The 22086-nt window shown below is 48.9% G+C and carries 21 protein-coding genes and 1 tRNA gene; 8 read left to right on the top strand and 14 right to left on the bottom strand.

Going from position 1 to position 22086, the window contains the following annotated elements; all coding sequences use genetic code 11:
- Positions 1-69 precede the first annotated feature (69 nt).
- Positions 70-471 carry a carboxymuconolactone decarboxylase family protein gene (locus BN4_RS04470; protein ID WP_015414163.1) on the top strand — a complete coding sequence of 134 codons (402 nt, stop codon included), beginning with the start codon at positions 70-72 and terminating at the stop codon, positions 469-471.
- On the opposite strand, the gene BN4_RS04465 is transcribed toward BN4_RS04470, so the two are convergent.
- From BN4_RS04465 to BN4_RS04425, 9 genes are all read right to left on the bottom strand, one after another.
- A complete protein-coding gene (locus BN4_RS04465) occupies positions 456-953 on the bottom strand; it encodes a DUF456 domain-containing protein (RefSeq protein ID WP_015414162.1) in 498 nt (165 codons plus the stop codon). The genes BN4_RS04470 and BN4_RS04465 overlap by 16 nt on opposite strands.
- 3 nt (positions 954-956) lie before the next feature.
- Positions 957-2243: a phenylacetate--CoA ligase family protein gene (locus BN4_RS04460; RefSeq protein ID WP_015414161.1), complete on the bottom strand. Its 1287-nt coding sequence runs from the start codon at positions 2241-2243 to the stop codon at positions 957-959.
- 23 nt (positions 2244-2266) lie between these two features.
- Positions 2267-3700 carry a replicative DNA helicase gene (gene dnaB / locus BN4_RS04455; protein WP_015414160.1) on the bottom strand — a complete coding sequence of 478 codons (1434 nt, stop codon included), beginning with the start codon at positions 3698-3700 and terminating at the stop codon, positions 2267-2269.
- Positions 3675-4214, bottom strand: coding sequence for a 50S ribosomal protein L9 (gene rplI / locus BN4_RS04450; RefSeq protein ID WP_015414159.1), 540 nt, complete (start codon positions 4212-4214; stop codon positions 3675-3677). The genes dnaB and rplI overlap by 26 nt, the downstream gene beginning before the upstream one ends.
- A gap of 12 nt (positions 4215-4226) precedes the next feature.
- Complete coding sequence (rpsR, locus tag BN4_RS04445) at positions 4227-4490, bottom strand: 30S ribosomal protein S18 (RefSeq protein ID WP_015414158.1); 264 nt, start codon at positions 4488-4490, stop codon at positions 4227-4229.
- A gap of 11 nt (positions 4491-4501) precedes the next feature.
- On the bottom strand, positions 4502-4792 hold the full coding sequence (gene rpsF / locus BN4_RS04440) for a 30S ribosomal protein S6 (protein ID WP_015414157.1): 291 nt from the start codon (positions 4790-4792) through the stop codon (positions 4502-4504).
- A 339-nt stretch (positions 4793-5131) separates the two neighbouring features.
- Entirely contained in the window at positions 5132-6028 is an 897-nt protein-coding gene (locus tag BN4_RS04435) for a phosphoribosylaminoimidazolesuccinocarboxamide synthase (protein ID WP_015414156.1), read from the bottom strand.
- 120 nt (positions 6029-6148) lie between these two features.
- On the bottom strand, positions 6149-7453 hold the full coding sequence (gene hisD / locus BN4_RS04430) for a histidinol dehydrogenase (RefSeq protein WP_015414155.1): 1305 nt from the start codon (positions 7451-7453) through the stop codon (positions 6149-6151).
- A gap of 199 nt (positions 7454-7652) precedes the next feature.
- Positions 7653-9020: an outer membrane homotrimeric porin gene (locus BN4_RS04425; protein ID WP_015414154.1), complete on the bottom strand. Its 1368-nt coding sequence runs from the start codon at positions 9018-9020 to the stop codon at positions 7653-7655.
- A gap of 278 nt (positions 9021-9298) precedes the next feature.
- Between BN4_RS04425 and uvrC the strand changes: the two genes are divergently transcribed.
- Positions 9299-11113 carry an excinuclease ABC subunit UvrC gene (gene uvrC, locus BN4_RS04420; RefSeq protein ID WP_015414153.1) on the top strand — a complete coding sequence of 605 codons (1815 nt, stop codon included), beginning with the start codon at positions 9299-9301 and terminating at the stop codon, positions 11111-11113.
- On the opposite strand, the gene BN4_RS04415 is transcribed toward uvrC, so the two are convergent.
- Complete coding sequence (locus tag BN4_RS04415; protein ID WP_015414152.1) at positions 11110-11793, bottom strand: metal-dependent hydrolase; 684 nt, start codon at positions 11791-11793, stop codon at positions 11110-11112. The two genes, uvrC and BN4_RS04415, sit on opposite strands and share 4 nt — an antisense overlap.
- Before the next feature lie 6 nt (positions 11794-11799).
- Positions 11800-12366: a UbiX family flavin prenyltransferase gene (locus tag BN4_RS04410; RefSeq protein WP_015414151.1), complete on the bottom strand. Its 567-nt coding sequence runs from the start codon at positions 12364-12366 to the stop codon at positions 11800-11802.
- Positions 12367-12579: 213 nt separating this feature from the next.
- On the opposite strand from BN4_RS04410, the gene BN4_RS04405 reads away from it, so the two are divergent.
- Positions 12580-12656 (top strand) — tRNA-Arg (locus BN4_RS04405).
- Positions 12657-12738: 82 nt separating this feature from the next.
- Here the strand turns inward: BN4_RS04405 and BN4_RS04400 are convergent.
- Positions 12739-13164 (bottom strand): bacteriohemerythrin, encoded by a 426-nt coding sequence (locus BN4_RS04400; protein WP_015414150.1) that lies wholly within the window; start codon positions 13162-13164, stop codon positions 12739-12741.
- A gap of 636 nt (positions 13165-13800) precedes the next feature.
- Here BN4_RS04400 and BN4_RS04395 point away from each other — a divergent pair.
- Positions 13801-15645 (top strand): UbiD family decarboxylase, encoded by a 1845-nt coding sequence (locus BN4_RS04395; RefSeq protein WP_015414148.1) that lies wholly within the window; start codon positions 13801-13803, stop codon positions 15643-15645.
- 184 nt (positions 15646-15829) lie between these two features.
- On the top strand, positions 15830-16339 hold the full coding sequence (locus BN4_RS04390; protein WP_015414147.1) for a hypothetical protein: 510 nt from the start codon (positions 15830-15832) through the stop codon (positions 16337-16339).
- A gap of 50 nt (positions 16340-16389) precedes the next feature.
- Here the strand turns inward: BN4_RS04390 and BN4_RS04385 are convergent, their stop codons facing one another.
- Both BN4_RS04385 and BN4_RS04380 read right to left on the bottom strand, forming a co-directional pair.
- The gene (locus tag BN4_RS04385) at positions 16390-16797 is read right to left on the bottom strand and encodes an Hpt domain-containing protein (protein WP_015414146.1); all 408 of its coding nucleotides are present in this window, start codon (positions 16795-16797) and stop codon (positions 16390-16392) included.
- A complete protein-coding gene (locus tag BN4_RS04380) occupies positions 16794-17735 on the bottom strand; it encodes a chemotaxis protein (RefSeq protein WP_015414145.1) in 942 nt (313 codons plus the stop codon). The genes BN4_RS04385 and BN4_RS04380 overlap by 4 nt, the downstream gene beginning before the upstream one ends.
- 221 nt (positions 17736-17956) lie before the next feature.
- Between BN4_RS04380 and BN4_RS04375 the strand changes: the two genes are divergently transcribed.
- The 3 genes from BN4_RS04375 to BN4_RS04365 all read left to right on the top strand — a co-directional run bounded on the left by BN4_RS04375 (position 17957) and on the right by BN4_RS04365 (position 22063).
- Positions 17957-20911, top strand: coding sequence for an NAD-glutamate dehydrogenase domain-containing protein (locus tag BN4_RS04375; RefSeq protein WP_015414144.1), 2955 nt, complete (start codon positions 17957-17959; stop codon positions 20909-20911).
- A 140-nt stretch (positions 20912-21051) separates the two neighbouring features.
- Positions 21052-21570, top strand: a complete 519-nt coding sequence (gene tpx / locus BN4_RS04370; RefSeq protein WP_015414143.1) for a thiol peroxidase — start codon at positions 21052-21054, stop codon at positions 21568-21570.
- 136 nt (positions 21571-21706) lie between these two features.
- Positions 21707-22063, top strand: a complete 357-nt coding sequence (locus tag BN4_RS04365; RefSeq protein WP_015414142.1) for an ArsR/SmtB family transcription factor — start codon at positions 21707-21709, stop codon at positions 22061-22063.
- Positions 22064-22086 lie beyond the last annotated feature (23 nt).

The following is a 22086-nucleotide window of genomic DNA, read 5'->3' as shown; positions in this document are numbered from 1 at the left end:
TAGATGAAAAAGATTCGTTTGTCGAATATCTAGGAGGTTGGCAAACTGTACAAAACATAAGGAGTTGTCATGACAGAAAGTCAAATTGCAGTGAAGGCGAACATTGAGAAAAATTGGAAACAGTACCAGGACTTGATGCCTGAGATTGCTGATGCTTACGAACAATTACCACAAGAGGTCTACAAGAATGGAGTTCTGAGTGGTAAGCACAAACGGTTGATGGCGTTGGTAGGAGCATTGGTCGGTGGGTGCCGAGCGTGTATCCTCTACCAGACCGGGGTGAGCCTGGAATTGGGTGCCACCGTGGAGGAGATATTAGAGGCTTGTGCCGTAGCTGTTTCTCTGGGAGGGACCATGGCGTCAGGGCAGACTTCACGAGTGGTGGAGTATCTTAGGGAAGTCGGACTAGTGGAGGAAGAAATCGGGCGTTCAAGTTGTGTCGATACCGAAGCTTGTCACGGCCAGATTTGAGGAATTGCCATAACGACAATGACAGCGCCTATGGCTGTTTTGATAGTGAATCCGAGAGCCTTGCCCACGAAGGCTCCCTTGGCTGCTTTGAATGCTTCAGGTCTTGAGCGGCCGGGTATCTCCATGATCAGACAGCCCAGGTAGGCACCGCCCAAGGCTCCCAGGAGTGCTCCGAGACCAAGGAAGAATGGAGCAAAAAAAATGGCACCGGCAATAGCTCCGAGAATACCGCCGATATTGCCACGAGCCGTTGCTCCATATCGTCCTGCACCCCACATTTGAAGTCCGATTTCAAGAGCTTCAGCTAGCGCTGCAATGACACCGAGTACAACGACGAAGTTCCAAGCCATGGATTCGGGATAGAGGACTTTCCACGCAGCAACCAATGCCAGCGAAACCCAATTTGCTGGCATGGAAAAAAGTTGAAGCATTTGCGAGAGCGCCAGTCCAAAAATAAATAAAATGGCCCAGAGATATTCCATGGTCTACTTCTTTCTGCTGTCCATCACGCGAACAGCCTTGCCTTCGTTTTTGGGTATGGAGTCGTGTTGGCATAGCTCTACACGGGGAGTCAGGAGAATCTCATTGCACAGGTTTTTGGCTATACGCTTCTGGAGTCCTTGTAACACACGCATGTCTTCAACGAAATATTCATCCTTGATTTCAACCTTGACCTTCAGTTGGTCAGTCACTCCTTCCGTAACAAGCTCTATGAGATAGTTCTGACCAACTTCCGGCATGGACATGAGGCATTGTTCGATCTGCATGGGGTAGATATTCACGCCCTTGAGAATCATCATATCATCTGCACGGCCTGCAATGCGATCAATACGGCGGTGAGTCCTGCCACATTGACATTGCCCTGGAACAAAGCGTGTCAGGTCACGTGTCCTGTAGCGGATGATAGGCATCCCTTCCCGCGTCAGAGTCGTCATGACCAGTTCGCCGATCTCACCTTCCTCGACATGCTTACCTGTCTTCGGATTGATGATTTCGACTATATAAGAATCTTCCCACACATGCATTCCGTTTTGATACGTACATTCAAAAGCGACACCAGGTCCATTCATTTCAGAGAGACCATAGGAGTTGTATGCCTTGATATGCATCATTTTCTCAATTTTCCGACGGGCTTCTTCAGTATGAGGCTCGGCTCCGATCAGTGCTATTTGCCATGGCATGTCACGGACATCAAAACCTTCTTCCTGAACTTTTTGTGCAAAGTAGAGGGCAAAGGAAGGGATAATATGCAAGACAGAAACATTGAAATCCCGAATTAACTTGATCTGTCGCTTGGTATTACCAGCTCCGGCAGGGACGGTGAGCATACCGAGGCGCTCAGAACCATAGTGAATCCCCAGCCCGCCGGTGAACAATCCGTAGCCTGACATATTCTGAAGGACATCTGATTTGCGGCAGCCGCATGCAAACATGCACCGGGCCATCAGATCTGCCCACGTGTCCAGATCCTTTTGAGTGTAAAAGACGGCTGTGGGGGTTCCAGTCGTGCCGGATGATGCGTGTAATCGAACAAAGTCATCCAGTGACCGAGTCAACATCCCATAGGGATATTGGCTGCGTAAATCATCTTTTGTGGTAAACGGCAGACGACTTATATCCTTTATTGAAGTAAGGTCTTCCGGTGAAATATCAGCGAGTTGCTCGGCATAAAAAGGAGTAGCCTTGGCATTGGCTATGGTCTCCTTGAGGCGTACAAGCTGGAGCTTTTCCAGTTTGTTGCGGTCCATGGTTTCCACTGGATCGTAATACATGACGGTCTTCTTGAGCTGGAGTTTTATACGCCGGGGGGCAGTTCCGAGGGGTATACCGTGGCATCCATATTTTCGAAGAGGGTGTATTCTTTCTTGAAGAAAAGCTCACACCTGCCAACAGGGCCGTTACGTTGTTTTGCTATAATAATTTCCGCATGATTTTTGAGCGGGTTGTCCTCGCTCTTGTTGTATGCGGCATCACGGTAAAGAAATATAATAATATCAGCATCCTGCTCGATAGCACCAGATTCACGAAGGTCTGACATCATGGGGCGTTTGTCTGTCCGTTCTTCAACTTTACGGTTCAGCTGCGAGAGAGCGATGACCGGAACATTGAGTTCCTTTGCCAATGCCTTGAGACTTCGGGAAATTTCAGAAATTTCCTGCTCACGTGAGTCGGTACGCCCACTCGCCCGCATAAGCTGAAGGTAGTCGATGATGATCAGGCCAAGATTGTGTTCGGCCTTGAGTCGGCGACAACGTGCCTGGAGTTCCAATGTTGACAACGCCGGGGTATCATCAATGAACATAGGAGCTTGTGATAAAACATCTCCAGCTTCATAAAGCTTTTGCCAGTCCTCATCTTCGATATACCCGGTGCGGAGATTCTGTAAGCCGACCTTTGCTTGCACGGCCAACAGACGAGTCATCAATTGTTCCATACTCATTTCAAGAGAAAAAACAACAGTGGGGGCTTCCGAACGGACAGCAGCACGAAGGGCCACGTTCAAGGCAAAAGCTGTTTTACCCATGGAGGGACGACCTGCCATGATGATGAGATCTGAATTTTGCAGTCCGGCAGTCATGTTGTCAAAATCATGATAATGCGTCGCTATGCCGGTGATGGAAGATTTGTTTTCGTATTTTTTGGTCAAGTCTTCAAAGACTCGATCAAGCAGTCGCTTGGAATCAAGTTGATTCGTTGCTGTTTGAGCTTGGGCGATATTGAAAATTTCTTTCTCAGACTCTCCGAGCAGCTGGTCAACATCTCCGGCTTCGTAACAATTCGTTATGATGTTAGACGATGCATCAATGAGTTTGCGGAGAATTGATTTGTCCCGAACTATTTTCGCATGGTGAAGTGCGTTCGCTGAGCTGACCACCGAGTCGGCGAGTTCAAAGAGATAGACCGGCCCACCGATGGTGTCCAGGGTGCCCGAGGTTTCCAGGTAGTCCTTGACCGTGACGAGATCTATGGGCTTTTGCTTATTGTAAAGTTCAATAAAACCTTGGAAGATTGTCCGATGTGCTGGAGAGTAGAAGTCGTCTGCGTCAACAACATCTACCAACTCATGGAACATGGTGTTGGACTGGAACACACCACCAATGACGGCCTGCTCAGCCTCAAGATTCTGGGGAGGGAGTTTGCGTAGGAGATCGGAAGAGGCCCTACCAAGGGCCTCTTCCGTATTGGTATCGAACTGGCCTGATCTAGGCCTCTGTGACTTCGGCTTCATCGGTGGTCTCTACTGATTCCTCGACAGCCTCACCCTCAACGGGTTCTTCGATTTCTTCCTGGATGGGACCGCCGTGGCGAACAACGGTGAGTTTCAATTCGCCGCGTACATCCGGGTGCAGTTTTATTTCAACTTTATATTCACCCAGTGCACGAATTGGCTCAGGCAGCAGGATTTTGCGGCGATCGATGTCGATACCAGCAGCTTCCATTGCATCGCCAATGTTGGCAGTCGTGACAGAGCCGTACAGCTTGTCACCTTCACCAACACGAACTTCGATTTCAACCGGATGAGAAGCAATTTTTTCAGCCATACCTTCGGCCTGGGCACGAAGGGAGTCAGCCTGGGCCTGGAGCTTGCGACGCTCCAACTCAAAGGCTTTGAGGTTGGCATTGGTTGCAGGCTTGGCAAGTCCCTGGGGAATCAGGTAATTGCGGCCATAACCAGGCTTGACATTAACGATTTCTCCGAGTCGACCAAGGGCATCAACATCGGCGCGTAAAATAAGTTTCATTGGTCCTCCTCCTTATATGGAGCTACGCTTTTTCACATCAGTGCTGTGAACGGTGGTGTAGAACAGGAGGGCCATTTGACGAGAGCGCTTGATTTCGTTGGTCAGGCGGCGCTGATGCTTGGCGCATGTGCCGGTGATGCGACGGGCAATGATCTTGCCGCGCTCGGTCACGAAATCACGAAGGATGTCGGGACGCTTGTAATCCATGGGGAGTTCTTTGTCCGCGCAGAAGCGGCAGAACTTCTTCCTCGGGGTGAACTTTTTGCGAAATGCCATGGTGAAACCTCCTAGGCAGCCAGTTTGACGGTCATGAATTTGTAGATACCGTCGGTAATGCGGATGTTGCGTTCCAGTTCTGCCACCAGCGCACCGGGGGCAGTGTAGACCAAACGCACATAATAACCGCGGGTCTGCTTTTCGACAGGGTAAGCCAGTTGGCGCATTCCCCAGTCGTCGGTCTCAACCATTGTGCCGCCTTCGCGATCCACGATGGAGGTGAGGTTGCTCAGGATTTCTTTCCTGTTGTCCTCAGCCAACTCGGGAGACAGAAGAACGAGCGTCTCGTAGTTGTTAGCCATTTTATATAACTCCTTTTGGTCATTGGCCCTCCCCAAACAATAGGGGGGAGCAAGGCAAGAGGGGATTAGTAGTTGTAAACAAGACATCTGTCAAGTGACACTGTGTCCCCAGAGAGAGTTTTATGTTTCCTGATCATTTTTTGGAGGCGGCGTCCAGCCGCATGAATCATGACTTGGACCTCACCCTTTACCGGAGAACAAGCGACGAATCATATTGCCGACTATCAATCCCAGCAACACCAGTCCGATCAATTGTAACCATTCAATCATAGTTTTATCTTGTCTCATTTTCTGTCCAGAAAGGCATAGAATAACGTGCTTTTCTGGTGCGTGGAATTTTTAGACTGTCAGCTCTGAACCGGTCAACAGGCTGTAAGCTTTCATGTAGTTTGCTCTGGTCTGAGCTGCTATTTCCTGCGGGATAGAGGGGGCAGGCGGTTGCTTGTTGAAACCGATTTGAACAAGCCAGTCACGGAAATACTGCTTGTCAAAACTGGGCTGAGACTGGCCTGCTTTATACCCTTCCATGGGCCAGAAGCGCGAAGAATCGGGGGTCAGAACTTCATCTATGAGAATGAGTTCTTCGTCAATCATGCCGAATTCAAATTTGGTGTCGGCGATAAGTATACCTCGTTGCTTCGCATAATCACGAGCTCTAGTGTATATATCTAGAGCAAGTTTCTCAACTTTTCGCATCATGTCATCACCGATTAATTCTGCGGCTGCTTCAAGGGTTATATTCTCGTCATGGTCGCCCAGATCTGCCTTAGTGGAGGGCGTGAAAAGCGGCTTTTCGAGCATCTCCGATTCCTGAAGATTCTCAGGGAGCGTCTGCCCACAGACTTCACCTGTCTTTTGATAGTCCTGCCAGCCTGAACCAGTAATGAAGCCACGTACAATACATTCGATAGGCAATGGTTTGGCCTTTTTGACCAGAACACTCCGGTCCTGAAGTTCTGCCTTGTATTTATGTAGGGGGGCAGGGTACTCGTCCACGTTGGTCGCGATAATGTGATTGTCGACCAAATCCGTCATCTTCTCCATCCAGAACAAAGTGATCTGGTTCAGCACTTTTCCCTTGTCGTCGATAGGGTCAGGCATGACTACATCAAAGGCGGAAATACGATCTGTCGTCACCAGCAGCAGGGTTGTCTCGTCAATCTCGTAAATATCGCGGACCTTGCCTTTTGATACGAGCGGGTATTCCGTGATGTTGGTCTCAAGGACAGCAGCCATGTCAATTTCTCCCTCTATGGTTCTTATGGTCAAAGGTCGTGGATGCCAATTCATGACAAGAGAAGGTTCTGAGGGCGTTTTTAGTGAAATTACACAAAAAACAATCTCTAGATATTTTCGCTATTTATTGCGGCATTCCACGCTCCGTGCGTGGGCTTCTAAACCTTCCAATCTCGCCAATCTGGCTATCTTGTTTCCGTGTTCTGCAACATATTTCGGGCTTGTCGCAATCACGCTGGATTTTTTACAAAAATTTTGAACGGAAAGTGCGGATGAAAATCGAACAGTCCGAAGTGTCGGAAGAACATGGTTGGGACCCGCAAAGTAGTCACCAACTGGTTCAGGGGAATTGTGGCCCATGAAGATTGCCCCGGCGTGGCGGATTGATCCGAGCATCAGCCAAGGGTCTGCCAGAGCAAGTTCAAGGTGTTCAGGTGCCAAGAGATTGATGAGTTCCGCTCCGATCTCAAGGTCTGGGACTGTGATGATACCGCCCCAATCCGTGAGGGATTGTGCTGCAATCTCTCCGCGAGGCAAATCCTTGCACTGAGTTTTCAGTGCCTCTTTGACCGCTGCTGCCAATTTGGTGTCAGGAGTGACCAGCAACGACGCTGCAAGAGGATCGTGTTCCGCTTGAGAAAGCATATCTGCTGCCAGCCATTCCGGATTTGCCGAACTGTCAGCAAGGATGGCAATTTCGCTCGGGCCAGCGACCATATCGATGCCAACTTGACCAATCAGTTGAGATTTGGCCGTAGCCACAAAAATATTTCCAGGCCCGGCCAGGACATCACATGGGGCGATGGTCTGCGTTCCATAGGCTAAGGCTCCGATGGCCCAGGCTGAGCCAGCCAGATATACCTCATCCAATTCCAGCAGTGCTGCGGTGGCGAGTATATACGGGTTGAGCGTACCATCCTGTCTCGGTGGGGAAGTCACCGCTATGGAATTAACACCAGCAACCTGAGCCGGGATGGCATTCATGATCAAGCTGGAGATAAGGGGGGTTTCCCCGCCTTGTCCCCCGGGAACATAGAGGCCTACTCTGTCAACCGGGCGAACCATTTGTCCGAGAATGGTTCCGTCTTGACTCGTGGTCCACCATGACTCTTCTTTTTGTTTGGCATGAAAAGAGCGCACTCGTGTAATGGCCTCTTCGAGAATCGCGGCATCAGATTCCGGGAGTTCCGCCAAAGCAGCACGAATGGCATGTGCTGGGACTTTGATTTGATCAGTCGTAAAATGTGGGCAATCGAATTGGGCAGTGTATTGTGCCAGTGCCGCATCTCCGTTGGTCTGCACGTTTTTTAGAATTTCGCGGACGATGGTATCGACTTTGGTATCCGGATCTTTTCGTTGATCGAGCCATTTGGCTATCTCTGACCAGTCTTTTGTCGTCGTATATATCAATTCTCTACAGGGCATCGCGACCTCGGGCTTGAGTAGAAAGTGTGTCAGCGTTTTTCTGCTGACCAAGGGAATTTCATATATCCGACCCATACTAAAAAGTCGAGTCTCGTCAGGCAGTCAAAAAAACAAAAAAGAGGGCCGGGGTTTGCACTCCCCGGCCCTCAGCGTCACTTCAGTGAAGTAGTAGCTGAATGCTGACTGATTCTAAGCGAGCTTAGAAGGAGTAAGCGATACCAGTGGTGACCTTCCAAGCGTCGCCGCCTTCGTTGTCAGCACCCCAGTAGTTTTCGTCAGCATCCAGGTTCAAGTAACCCAACTCCAGACCGATGGTCAGCTCGTCGTAGAGCTTGTAGTAGGTGTTGAAGTCGACTTCAATCAGGCTGTCTTCTTCGGTCAGAGTACGACCGTAGGAGATGTTGGTAGAGGAACCGGAGTCAGTAGCAACATCTTTATCGTTGGTACCCTGAGCGTACAGGATGGTAGCAGTGTGAGTCATGCCGTCAGCAAAGGACTGGATGTCTTTCAAAGACAGACCCAGGGCCCAGAAGCCGAGGTAATCGTTACGTTCTGCGATAGAACCCTGCAGGAAGTAGTCCCCGCCGAAGAAGAAGGAACCCAGAGCCCAGTTGGAGGCAGCCATGACAGGCATGCGCTCGGAACCGGCGTCACCAGAGGTGCTGTTTCCGTCTTCACCAGAAGAATAGGCGAAGAAGACTTCAGGAGTCATGAAATCAAAACCTTTGTATTCCAAAGCTGCGTCCATCATCCAACCGGAACGGTCGTTCTGATCAACATCAGAAGAAACGTTACCGTAGTTGATGTCAGCATTCAGAACGAAAGGATCGAACAGGTCCATGGTGAAAGCCATGCCCAACCAGTAAGCGCCTTCGTAGTCGGAGCCGGAAGCGTTGGTGGTGGCGTTCATGGAAGCCAAGCCAGCAGCGTTGGTACCAGCGAGATCAGCACCAGAGGTGTTGTCGCCGATGCTGCCGTAGACACCGAAAGGAGTCAGGGAGAAGCCATCGAAGGTCATGGGCAGAGCAACAGCATATGCATCCATGAAGTCTTCGCTTTCGTCATCGTTAGCGTAGGGGCGGATGAAACCGGCCATGAAGCCAACGTTGTCGGTGATATCGCCGGAAATGGTCATGGCAGAAACTTCTTCATCAAGGATGAAGGAACCGCCGCCAACTGCTGCTGGCAAGGACAGACCCATGTAACCGAGCTTTGTGCGAACAGAAGTCTCGGGGTAGGTGAAGTCCAGGTAACCGCGACGCAGGTTCATGGTAGCGGACTCAGCGCCGACAGCGGTGTCGCCTTTACCCCAGTTGGTGTTGGAGCGCAGGTAGATGACTGCTTTCAGGTTTTCGTTAGCAACGAAGTCGAAGACCAGGTTGATACGCTGTTTGATGTCAAACACGCGATCGTCGTTGTCTTTAGCGCCGTTGTCTTTGAAGTTCCAGTTGGACTGCCACTGAGCGTCGGTGATGAAATCACCGCTCATCTTCAGGTCGGCAGCTGATGCAGCAGCTGCGCTGAGCACAAAGGCGCACAGGACTGCGAGCATGATCAAACGTTTCATAATAAATCTTCCTTTTTTTGCGGTTTTCACTGAGTGAACGCTTAAACTGACACTGTCTTTATCCCAGATGAGAAGGTTTTGGCAAGAGGGTTTTGCAAAAAAATGTTCCAGAGTAAAAAAATTTTAACCGTACAAAAAAATGTATCTAGAGCAGTGTTATGTTCTTTTTTATCCTTTAATTGTATACTGTTGAGTGCACCATTCTTGAGATGATTTTCAGTTTGAAATGGTTTATGATGAACAAATGATATTTTTTGTTGAAAAAAAAAGACAGTGCCATGAGTGAAGAGTTCAAATTTTTTGCCGCTGATTTTCCAGACACTCCCGGCGTGTATCTCATGAAAAATGAGAAAGAAAGAATCATCTACGTTGGTAAAGCCAAAAGGCTCCGGAGAAGGCTTGCATCCTACTTTCAAAAAAACGCAGGGCATACTCCCAAGACCGAGGCTCTTGTCAGGAAGGTACGTTCGGTTGATATTCTACTGACTGGGACTGAAAAGGAAGCTCTGATTCTGGAATCCGGACTGATAAAGAAACATCGACCTCGCTATAATGTCGTGCTCAAGGATGACAAGCAGTATGTTTTATTTCGACTCGATAAGAAGTCGGTTTATCCGCGATTATCCATCACCCGCAAAGTTGTTCGGGATGGATCGGTTTATTTCGGTCCATTTACATCCGGTTCAGCGGCACGGGCGACTTGGAAGCTGCTCGGCAAGGTCTTCCCTTTGCGAAAATGCAGTGAACATGTTTTCAGAAATAGAGTCCGACCGTGCCTCTATTATGATATACATCAATGCTTGGCTCCCTGCGTTCTGGAGGTCTCTTCTGATGTCTATGCGGATCAGGTGCGACGAGTCGAAATGCTTTTGTCTGGTAAATCTGGAGAATTGGTTGCTTCTCTGCACAAGCAGATGACTGAAGCTTCTGAGGCTCTCGAATTTGAAAGAGCGGCTTTCTTGCGCGATCAGATTCAGGCGGTAAAAAAGACTGTTGAAGGTCAAGTCGTCGTAACTCATGATAACAGAGATCGTGATGTCCTCGGTTTGACCGAAAATGAACAGGGACTGGGGCTTGGTTTGTTGTTCATCAGGCAGGGACGGTTATTGGATGAAAAGCAGTTCTTTTGGCCTGGATTGACATTGGATGAAGGTCCGGAAGTCGTGGAGAGCTTTTTGCTGCAGTTCTACAATGCAGGGCGCTTTATTCCCCCGGTCATCATCGCACCATATGAAGTTTCGGATACCTTGCTCGGAGAAGTGCTGACCGAGCGTCGTTCCGGGGCGGTTCGACTTGTCGCACCGTCAACCACGCAGGAGAAGAAGCTGTCGGAGATAGCAAAGAACGTTGCCCGGCAGGCTCGAATCAAGAAAGATACCATCACCGAACGACTGTATTCAGTTCTTAAGCTGAGCGAAGAACCCTTTCGAATTGAGTGTATTGATGCTTCCCACTTGGGTGGTACTGGTATGCGGGTGGGGCAGGTCGTTTTCGAGGAAGGGCGTCGAAACAAAGAGGCGTCAAGGGTCTATTCCTTTCCTGAGTTGGAAGGGGCGGGTGATGATTATGCGGCATTGGCCGCTTGGGTCCATCGTCGTGTCGATTCCGGCCCGCCATGGCCTGACCTTGTTTTGATTGATGGTGGGCGGGGACAAATTTCTGCTGTTGAGAACGCTCTCTCGGAGTGTGTTGAGGAAATGTGCTGGGAGTTGGCTTCCATCGCCAAAGGGCCTTCCCGACGGGCCGGAGAGTTGGCAGATCTCATTTTTAGGCCGGGCAGGAAGAATCCCATGCCTCTCAAACCGGGAAGCGCTGAGTTGCTTTTTTTGCAAATGGTCCGCGATACGGCCCACCGCTTTGTGCTGGGGCGTCAGCGGAAGGCACGAAAAAAAGCGGTCTTGCAGAGCGAATTAACCTCCTTGCCCGGTATTGGGCCTCAGACTGCGCGTATTCTCTGGGATCGATTCGGTTCTCTTGATGCCATGGTCGAGGCAGATGAGCAGAATATCAGGACTCTTCCGGGAGTCGGTAAAAAAAAGGCTGCTCAGATACTCGCGGCTCTGGGGAGCCTGAAGGCTGCTCGTTCGGTTTAAATCTTTGTCCGCTTCCCAATTTCCAGTTCAAGCATCTTCGTATCCGGTGCCATCAGGGAAAGGTGTTCGGCCATGGATTCTGTATTTTGGCCAAGGATGGGCCATGTGCCCCAGTGCATCGGGATAACCCGTTTACACTTCAGGAGTGAGCAGGCATAGGCGGCTTGTTGCGGGTCCATGGTATAGCGACCGCCGATGGGGAGCATTGCAATATCAATGTCGTGAAATTTGGAGAAGAGCTCCATGTCGCTGAAAAGTCCTGTGTCCCCGGAATTGTAGAGGCAGGTGCCATCGGGCATGGTGAGGATAAATCCCGCAGGCATCCCGTTGATAGATGAATGCAGAGCCTGCACCATCTTGATCGATATACCCAGCCGCTCAACCGTTCCCCCTATGTTCATGCCCACTCCGAGGCTTTCCGGTAGTCCCATGCCAATCAGGCTTTGAATGATTTCAGGCATGGCAACGACTTCGGCATCAAGTCTGATAGCAAGCTCAAGGGTTTGGCCGATGTGATCGGTATGGTCATGGGTCACCAGAATGATATCACCCCGTTCGATTTCCTTGTAAGTCGCTGGAGAACTGGGATTTCCGACAAAGAAAGGGTCAATAAGTACAGAAGCCGCCTCGGTTTCTATTCTGAAATTTGCATGTCCGAACCAAGTTATTTCCATTTGCATCGCCTCCTAGTTTCCCCATCTCTTGTAGAGGGTGTGGGAGATATCCAGTTGATCGAGAATCTTGCCTGCCAGGTGATTTGCAAGATCCTCAATGGTTTTCGGTCGGTGATAAAATCCGGGGCTTGCCGGAATGATGATGGCTCCTGCTTGATCCGCAGCGAGCATGTTTTTCAAGTGGATGGTGTTGTAGGGAGCCTCTCGGGGGACAATAATGAGTCTTTTCCGCTCCTTGAGAGTGACGTCAGCAGCTCGATGAATGAGGTTGGTGCCCAGTCCGGTAGCCACAGCAGAAAGACTTGCCATGGAACAGGGGCAGAGAATCATGCCGTGGTGTCGCCATGAGCCACTGGCTGGAGGGGCTGCAATGTCTTTGATATTGTATTCGGTACAGGAGGGGGGAACGAGATCATTGAGTGACAAATCTGTTTCAAGCCGCAGGACTTCTCGCGCAGCATCGGATATGATGACGTGCAAATCGACGTCCTCACAGGCGCTGAGAGCTTGAACAAGAGTCGCAGCATAGAGACTGCCACTAGCTCCAGTAACTCCCAGAATGATTCGTTTTTTTGTCATAATCCCCCCGGTTGTCCGGGTAATTCCGCTTGCGCACAGACAGGAAAGGGGTAGCCCGGAATCATCATACTCGTGATCTTATAGACTTTTTATAGACATTTTTGCAAGTGAAATCATACGCCTGCCTTTTGTCACTGTTGTCATATTTCTTTTGTTTCAGGAATGATGTAGTCTTGACAAAGGAGTAGGCGAAGGATAGCTACTTGCGTTCGCGGGCCACTAGCTCAGCTGGATAGAGTGTCAGCCTCCGGAGCTGAAGGTCGCAGGTTCGAATCCTGCGTGGCTCGCCAAAGAAGATGAAAAGGTCTGTCGCATCATGCATGCGACAGACCTTTTCATCTTTCGTCCTGATGTGAAGAGTGTTTTCCTTTCTTACTCGCTGTCGTCGTCCCCGATCTCTGATTCTGTTTTAGGTTGAGGCATGTAGGGAATGTACTTCCTGTCCTCTTCTAATATATGAGCCTTGAGCCAACGGCTGAGGTAGACAAAAATTTGGGACAGGTTGGTCCTATCAAATTGTGATTTCCTGAAATTGGTCACATCCTGGATGAACTGGGAGTGTTGGAACCGATGTCCCTCCAGATCCTGATATCCGTGTTTTTTCAGTAAATTTTCTTCGACGGCGAAATGCATGTGGGCATAGTCAGTCATTTTCGAAATGAGCGTTGTCATGTGGTGTTCATCGTGTCTTTGCAACGCATCGTAGGCCTCATTGATCAAGGATATGAGTTGTTGATGTTGGACATCAAGCGCATCAACATGGACTGACATTGATTCATCCCATTGCATTAAGGGCATTTTTCCTCCGCGACTAGTGATCAATATACTTTTGAATTATCACAACTCTCCACTTTGGAAAAGTGCAGTGAGGATAAATTGTCAGGTGTTTTTCATTCTTTGAAAATGAAATAGGGTTTATCGCTCTTGGTGTAGAAAATCTTGGGAAGGAGATTATAATTTCAGAAAAGTGGGAACTATGCTTGCATTTCAGACTGAGAAAATATGTGTTTTTGGAGGTTTTTAAATGCGTAAAGTTTCAACAATAACAAATAATTGTCTTGAGTGTGTCTTTCTCAGGAAAAAATGCATACTGGGTCTAAAACGTCCCTGGAATGCGCAGACCTGTGATGATTTCAGGCCGTATTGCCTTGTCTGTGTCTATCCGGAAGTCTATTGTCATACCTGCCGGAGTAAAAAATTCCGATACATGAAGCCGTTGAAGTACGATATGCGGCCTTTGTACGGTGGGCATGAATCTCTTCACTACGATTGTGTCTGGCAATCTTTCGAAAGAGTTCATCATAAATATTAGGTCCTGGCCAACTCACAGAATTAGGTCCTGGCCAACTCACAGAAATCGCTTTCATCTCTTCTCTTAACATTTCCTCTCTTTCCGTCTAGATTCTTTTGTCACAAACTTGAAAGGGAATCATAATGGGATATACGAATACTCGACAATGCCTTGATGCACTTGAGGCGAAAGGTGAACTTGTACAGATCGATAAGGCTATCGATGCGAATATCGAAATCGGTGCCATTCAGCGCAGAGTTTTTCAGGCCGGAGGGCCGGCTCTCCTCTTCACGAATGTGAAAGGGTGCCGGTTCCCCATGGCTGCCAATATTTATGGAACCAAAGAGCGGATGCAGTTCATTTTTCGTGATACTATTGAGACAGTAAAGCGATTGATGAAACTCAAACTCAGCCCTTTGGATGCGCTGAAACGTCCTTGGCAGTACCTTGGCGCACCTCGAACAGCCTGGCATACCATACCGAGAAAGAAAAAATGGGGACCGGTGCTGGAAAATGAGACAACCATCTCCAGACTTCCTCAACTTATTTCATGGCCCATGGATGGCGGAGGATATGTAACCTTGCCTCAGGTTTATTCGGAAAGCCCTGATGCACCAGGCTATGCCGGGTCAAATCTTGGCATGTACAGGGTCCAACTTTCGGGGAATGATTTTATCCCGGACAAGGAAATCGGACTACATTATCAGATTCATCGCGGTATCGGGCATCATCATGCGCAGGCTCTTGAGAATGGCGAAGCGTTGAAAGTCAATATTTTTGTCGGAGGAGCGCCTGCCATGACCCTGGCGGCGGTCATGCCTTTGCCCGAAGGGGTTGCAGAGATATTTTTCGCCGGAGCCATGGGTGGTCATCGTATCCCTATGGTTGCCCGTGAAGGTGGACTTCCCATCCCGGCAGAGTCTGATTTTTGTATCTGCGGTACTGTATCCAAAGGCGTGGAAAAACCGGAAGGACCGTTTGGTGATCATCTTGGCTATTACAGTTTAACACACGATTTTCCGGTGCTCAAAGTGGATAAGGTCTTCCATCGAACCGGTGCAATTTGGCCGTTCACCACGGTGGGAAGGCCTCCTCAGGAAGACACTGTTTTCGGTGATTTCATTCATGAAATGACCGCCGAGTTGGTTCCTTCGGTCTTTTCCGGTGTCCATGAGGTGCACGCGGTCGACGCCGCTGGAGTTCATCCTCTTTTGCTGGCTGTAGGGAGTGAACGATATGTCCCGTATGCCGAAGAGCGGCAGCCGCAGGAACTTCTGACCAATGCCATGGCTCTTCTGGGCAATACACAGACCTCTTTGTCAAAGTATGTATTTATATCAGCCAGGGAGGATATGCCGGCAGGTCTCAACTGTCATAATATCCCGGAATTTTTCAGGCATATGTTGGAACGGGTGGATTTGAAACGCGACTTGCACTTTATGACGCGAACCACCATTGATACATTGGATTACTCCGGTATCAGCTTGAATCAGGGGTCGAAATTGATCTTCGCTGCTGCCGGTAAGCGTCAACGCTCTTTGGCAACGGAGATGCCGTCTGGTATGGATTTACCTCGCGGATTTCGTGATCCACAAATATTTGCTCCGGGAATTTTAGTACTCAAGGGACCAAAGCATCAAAAGAAAAGAGACTATCAAGACCCCGCGTTGGATCGTCTGGCCCAGAGTCTAGCCAAGGCCAAAGGTATTGAAGGCTTCCCAATGGTGGTAGTCGCGGACGATGCCAATTTTACCGCCATGGATTGGGATAACTTCCTTTGGGTCACTTTCACACGTTCGGACCCGGCAACTGATATGTATGGTGTCGGTGGGTTCACACATGCCAAACACTGGGGTGCAGAAACCGCAGTTATCATCGATGCTCGGCTCAAGACATACCATGCTCCGCCTCTGGAGGCTGATCCTGATGTGGAAAAACGGGTGGATGCCTTGGGCGCTCCGGGTGGCCCTCTGCATGGAATTATCTAGTCATTTACAAGGCCTTCATTGGCTGTAAGTCTGCCTTTGAGTGTTACCTCGCATGGTGGTGTGGACACCTTTCATTTTTTTTGAGAGATGAGGTGTGGGGCGCACTGTTCTCTTACTGAAATCTGATAGCGTATTTGTCTCTCTGCTGAAAAGACGCTACCTCTGCATAAAATTGGAGATTAATATGAATACCGAAGTCATGGAAGACCTTAAGCTTGCTTTCGCCTGCGACCTCTATGAGACCATCAAAGCGGCCCGGAAAAACCATGAGGAGACTGTCTTTCGCCATACTATGACGGATGAAGCCGGTCAGATGGTTTTTGCGGCCATGTTTCCCAAGAAAGAAATTATGGAATTTCCCAATCTCACTGACGAGTTTGTTGAGAAGTTGAAAACGTTCAACCTGCTTGGTGTGGTGACAGATGGGGAAAGCGGGCTGGATATGTTTCATCTTGGTGGAATGAATAAACCGTTCACGACGTTGACAGATGCCCGCAGCGTTACCAAGTGTTTAACAGACGAACCCTTTGCAGTTTTTTTACAGATGTACTTTCAGATAAAGGGTGTGATGATCAATATTGACGAAGTCAGTCATGAAGAATTTCTTGCAGCCGTGGAAAGTGAGGTCTTCAAGAATACGTCATTTTCTCAAATGCAGGAAGCTGGTGAATTTCTGAAAGCGTTCAAGAATTAACCCCCTTGAGAGCCTGGAGGGCGGATTGCTCCGCCCAGGTTCTTGGCGCACTATGATTGGGGATGCTCTTCAAGTGTTTTTTGAACTGCATTCTCAAGCATCGTGGTATGTAGCAGGATGCTGATATCGTGGCTATTTTCCACGTCATCCAGTAACTCCCTGAGCTTGTCGACAGATTCAAGACTGGCCGTGACAATTGCTTCGCTGGGGTAGAGCTTTCCCTTGCGGATCATTTCCAGGACATTTTCCAACTTGTGTGCAAGCTCTTCGATGACTGAGAGCTTGAGCAAGTTGGCTCCTGCCTTGACTGAATGGGCATCTCGAAAGATCGAATTGACGAGTGTCGGGTTACTGGATGCCTGTGTCTCCAGTTTTAACAAACCCGCTTCTACTGCCGTCAGCCTTTCGACAGCTTCTTCTATGAATACTTCAAGCACTTCATCGCCGTTATGGGTCACGCTGTTTTTCCTTCAATAAGTTCAAGAGCTTTTTCTGGAATTGTGTGCAGGTCTGGTTTGGAAATTTGTATGTTGGCTCCGACGGATTCTCCCTTGTGCCGTAATTCCTTGGTAATGATAGACGAATACAGGATAACAGGCAATTTACCTAATATCGGATCTTCCTTGAGCTTTTTTGTCAGACTGAACCCATCCATGAGTGGCATTTCGATATCAGAAACAACCAGATCAACATAATCTGTGATGTCGTTTCCTTCTTCTTCTGCCTGGGCCTTGTATGACATGGCCTTTCTCAAAGCTTCATCTCCATTATTGGTGATGCATGGAAGAAAATTGGCTTGGGTAAGATTCTTTTCGACCATCATCCTGATTGTGGCAGAATCATCGGCGACCAGAATTTTGTATTGTCTGGACGCCGTGATGAATTCGTGTGCCATATCCGGCTGAATTTGGGTCAGAATGGTTTCCAGGTCGAGAAGCTGAATGAAGCGTCCTCCTTTGTCCACAAGTCCGACAATGGCATCGGTGGATTGTGAAATGACGCTGGATGGGGGGATGACTTCTCCCCACCCCACGCGGTGGATTTCAGTCACGCCTGAGACAAGGAAGCCTGTGACGGATTTTGAAAATTCCGTCACGATGACGATATCCCGTTCTGTTTTCGGCATTTCGAGTTCGAGCCATACGGACAGATCAAGAACCGGCAAAATAAGGTCACGGAGCGGAATGGTTCCCATGAAGGACGGGTGTGGGGCCGACTCCGGTGGATCGAGATTGGGGGTTTCGATAACCTGCATGACCTTGGCCACATTGATTCCGAAATAATTTTTGACTTCTTCGCCATTATCCATGGTTTCGACAATATAGAATTCAAGGATTTCCAGTTCGTTGGTTCCGGTCTCCAAGAGTATTCCTGTGTCGACTTCACTTTTCTTCATGTCACTACCTCGTTGGCAGGTTGCTATATCGCCACCGGGGGCTGGCCTGTTAATCTATAGCTCGGCAAGTCCTTTATGTCCACGATATTGGGTTGTTAAACAAGAAATTATAATGTCTCACAATCATTGTGAATGATTATCTGTCAAAGCTTGACTCCTTGAACCAGGCCATGCACAAAACCAATATGAGAGAGTTCCTCAAACACCAAGCGGAGTAAACAATGGGCGATACTTTGAAGGTTGATCCGTCGGTTATTCGTGGTAAAGTGGAAAAAAAACTGCATGCATCCGCCGAAAAACTGATTCCATGGTTTTTGGGCGATATGCCGGAATATTATTTCCGAACTCACAGTGAAGAGGAACAGATAAAACACGTCATGGCCTTGGTCTCCGGCATGGTCCGGGATGAGAAACAATCCATGGCCCTGCATAGTCAGAGCGGTTCCATGGTCACTCATATAACCCCTGGTGGGGATATGAGAGCCTTGGCCGGGGTTCTGAAGGAATACATTGACAAAGATATTCAAATTGCCCGCATCTACTCCAGTCATGACGATACAATTCGGTTGGACACGTTGATTTTCGGTCCACAAATCTCTCCGGATGGCGAGGAGCCTCTGCGCAATGCACTGGGGATGGCGCGGGATGGTGAAGTATCCATAAATGAAGATGATGCTGAGGCGTTCGAACATTTCCTGGCTTCAGCCAGCGCGGATTATATCGAGAAATTCGAGCCGAGAAGAGCTCTTCGTCATTTTAAGACATGTCTTGGTGTAGAAAATAAGGAAGGTGTTCAGGTCCTGCTGGAAAAGGAGGTGCATCCAGGTTTTGACCGTATAGCAATTGCCATGGAAAACCCGCCGCGAAAGGGATTGCTGCTTCGTGTGGTGAATCTCTTCGCACGTGAAAATATACCGGTGGATAGAGCCTATTCGGATCAGTTTGAGCGGGGAGACAAGTCACCAATCGTGACCATGAGCTTCTACTTGGATCGCGCTCGCATAGATATGCAAGAAGATTCGGAGCAATGGAGACGCTTCAAAAGGCAATGCGAATTGACCAAGTGGTTCGCCTTTCACGGACTTGAAGCGCTCTCAGAGGATGATGGATGGGAATTGGGGCAAGTCATGCTCATGCAGGCTGCCAGCGAATTCGCGCATCAATTTCTCATCAGCGAAGACATGCATGCCTATAGTTCCAGCAGGATTACCTATGTTGTCCTCAAGCATCGCGATATAGTGGCAAAGCTCATGGGGTACTTCGATGCACGCTTCAATCCTGAATTTCAGGGTGATCGTGTAACCATTCGAAGCTCTCGCAGGCAGGAAGTGCGGGAAGAAATTCGGCAGATATCTAACGTCGTTCATCGTAGAATTCTGGTCTATATCTACCGGTTTTTCCGGTATACTCTGCGTACTAATTATTACCTGCCGGAAAAACTTGGCCTGAGTTTTCGGCTTGACCCGATGATTCTTGCTCCGATGCCCAAGGAGGAAAGACCCTTCGGCATATATTGCTTCCATGGTCCATACAGTTTTGCATTTCATGTTCGCTATAGGGATATAGCGCGAGGTGGCGTGAGAGTGGTCCCCACATGGACACAGGAACATTTTGAATTGGAGTCCAATCGTCTTTTCGACGAAGTTACGAAATTGGCCAGCGCCCAGCAACTCAAGAACAAGGATATTCCGGAAGGAGGGTCCAAAGCAGTGATTCTGCTCGGGCCGGATGCGGATATTGAGTTGGCGGTTCGAAGCATGGTTGATTCTTTCCTCGATTTGCTCGTTGTGCCAAAGGGCAAAAATGAATTTGTTCTGCCTGGTATTGTTGATTATCTTGGTAGGGAAGAGCAGATATTCCTCGGCCCTGATGAAAATATTACGCCGCAACATATCATGTGGATAACCAAGCGCGCGGAGTTGCGCGGGTACAAGTGGCCCAGTGCTTTCATGAGCTCCAAGCCCGGTGCTGGTATTGCCCATAAAGAATATGGTGTCACGAGCGAAGGTGTGATTGTCTTTGCCGAAGAGTTACTCAAGACTCTTGGCATAGATCCGAGAAGTGAGCCCTTTACAGTCAAGCTTACAGGTGGGCCAGCCGGTGATGTGGCTTCGAATGTCATGAAGATTCTGATTCGTGAATATGGCGAGAATGCCCGAATCGTGGCCATGACCGATGGCCACGGAGCAACCTATGATCCCGAAGGGATGGATCATGCCGAGCTGCTTCGGCTTATTGAGGGAAATTATAAAGCTTCTCATTTTGATAAATCGAGACTCAAGGGAGAAAATGCTTTTGTTGTTTCCACCGAAGATCCAGCGGGAACCCGCATTAGGAATGAGCTGCATAATACTGCTGTGGCGGATATATTCATCCCGTCTGGAGGACGTCCGGATACGATTAATATGTCGAACTGGAAGCGTTTCCTCTTGGAAGATGGCACATCTTCGGCGAGAGGGCTTGTGGAAGGTGCCAATATCTTTATTTCGGCTGAAGCTCGGGCCGAGATGGAGCGGGTTGGGGTCTTGGCTGTGCCGGGACCATCGGCGAACAAGACTGGTGTTATTTGTTCATCCTATGAAATCCTTGCTGGCTTGATTCTTTCTGAGTCTGAGTTCCTCGAGATAAAAGAGACTTATGTGGCGCAATTGATGGTTATTTTGCGTGCTCGTGCTCGCAGTGAAGCCCGGTTGCTCATGCGTGAGTACAAAATGGCGGGAGGGAAGCGAACGATTACTCAGCTATCCTATGAGCTTTCAAACTCAATTAATACATTGGCTGATCATGTTGCCCTGGTTCTTGAAGAAGGTGTTGGGATCTTGGCCGATGATCCGAAGTTGTGTGATGTCCTGCTTTCATACTGCCCGGCTATCCTTGTTGAGAAATATCGGGATCGGATTGTCCGGGATATTCCGCGTCGGCATCAGTTGGCGTTGATAGCTTCTTTTGTGTCTGCAAAGATGATGTATCAGGAAGGCATGGGATGGGCCAGTACGCTGGTCTCGGTAAGAGATATTCCTGAGGTTGTCTTGGGGTACCTCGAAGAGGAGAAAAAGGTTGTTCAACTCTTGGAAGAACTCCAGGGCGTGGGATTGGAACATCGCGACATGGTGATGGAAATAATTGAAAATGCCGGTCGCAAATATCTTACATTGCAGCGCCTTGGGCTTGGGTAGTCGATACCATTCCGCCTTGACAGGCCGAGGTAATATGTCATGGTGAGATGGGGCGAAAATGACAAAACTCTTTGATGCAAAGGCAATCGCGTGTTATGCTGAAGCTCTGATATGAAAAGAGATCAATAAGGAGAATACTCATGAGTGAAAGAAATGGAGTTGCTACTTTTCAGGGTGATCCCCTGACATTGATAGGACCGGAGATTAAGGTTGGCGATACCGCTCCTGACTTTGTATTGGCAGGAAATGACATGTCGTCGGCATCGCTGGCTGACTTTGCGGGAAAGGTTCTGATCATCGCATCCGTCCCTTCCCTTGACACTCCTGTTTGCGATATGGAAACTCGCCGTTTCAATACTGAAGCTGCGGCTCTTGGCGATGATGTCACGATCCTCACCGTCTCCATGGATTTGCCCTTTGCTCAGGCCCGATGGTGCGGAGCTGCGGGGGTGGATGCAGTGAAGACCCTTTCCGATCATAAGGATGCTTCCTTCGGTGAGGGGTGGGGGACTTTGGTCAAGGAATTGCGTCTTTTGACTCGGGCCGTTTTCGTGGTCGACAAGGAAGGCAAGGTCGCTTATGTAGAATACCTGCCTGAAATTACTGATGAGCCTGATTATGGGGCTGCACTGGATGCAGCCAAGGCTCTCGTCGGCTAATACGCTGAAATGAAGAATGTAAAGCCGTCTTCAGATTGAAGGCGGCTTTTTTTGCGCTTCTCACGCTTGACTCTCGCTTTGGACGAGGGTACGTTTATTACAACTGAGCAACTGCTCATATGATATTGAGGTAAACATGTCGAATATAGCATGCAGTGATACGACGCAACACGCTGAAAACGTGGGCAAGGTCCGAGAAAAAATGCTCTCCGAACGGGATTTTCTGTTCATGGCAGAGTTGTTCAAGGCCCTTGGCGACTATACGCGTGTCAGGATTCTGTATGCACTTTCCATCAATGAGTTGTGCGTCTGCGCCTTGGCTGAAGTTCTGGATATGTCGCAGTCGGCCATTTCGCACCAACTCAGGCTTTTGCGTGCTGCCAAATTGGTACGGTATCGCAAGGAAGGGAAGAACGTGTTTTACTCTTTGGACGATGATCATGTTCGAAATCTGGTTTCTCAGGGACTTGATCATATTCGTGAGGAAGGGTGATTCCTTCCTCATATATTTTTTAC

Source organism: Pseudodesulfovibrio piezophilus C1TLV30, from assembly GCF_000341895.1.
Taxonomy (GTDB): Bacteria; Desulfobacterota; Desulfovibrionia; order Desulfovibrionales; family Desulfovibrionaceae; genus Pseudodesulfovibrio; species Pseudodesulfovibrio piezophilus.
Note: the sequence above shows the minus strand (reverse complement) of the source record. Positions and strands in the feature narration are given on the sequence as shown.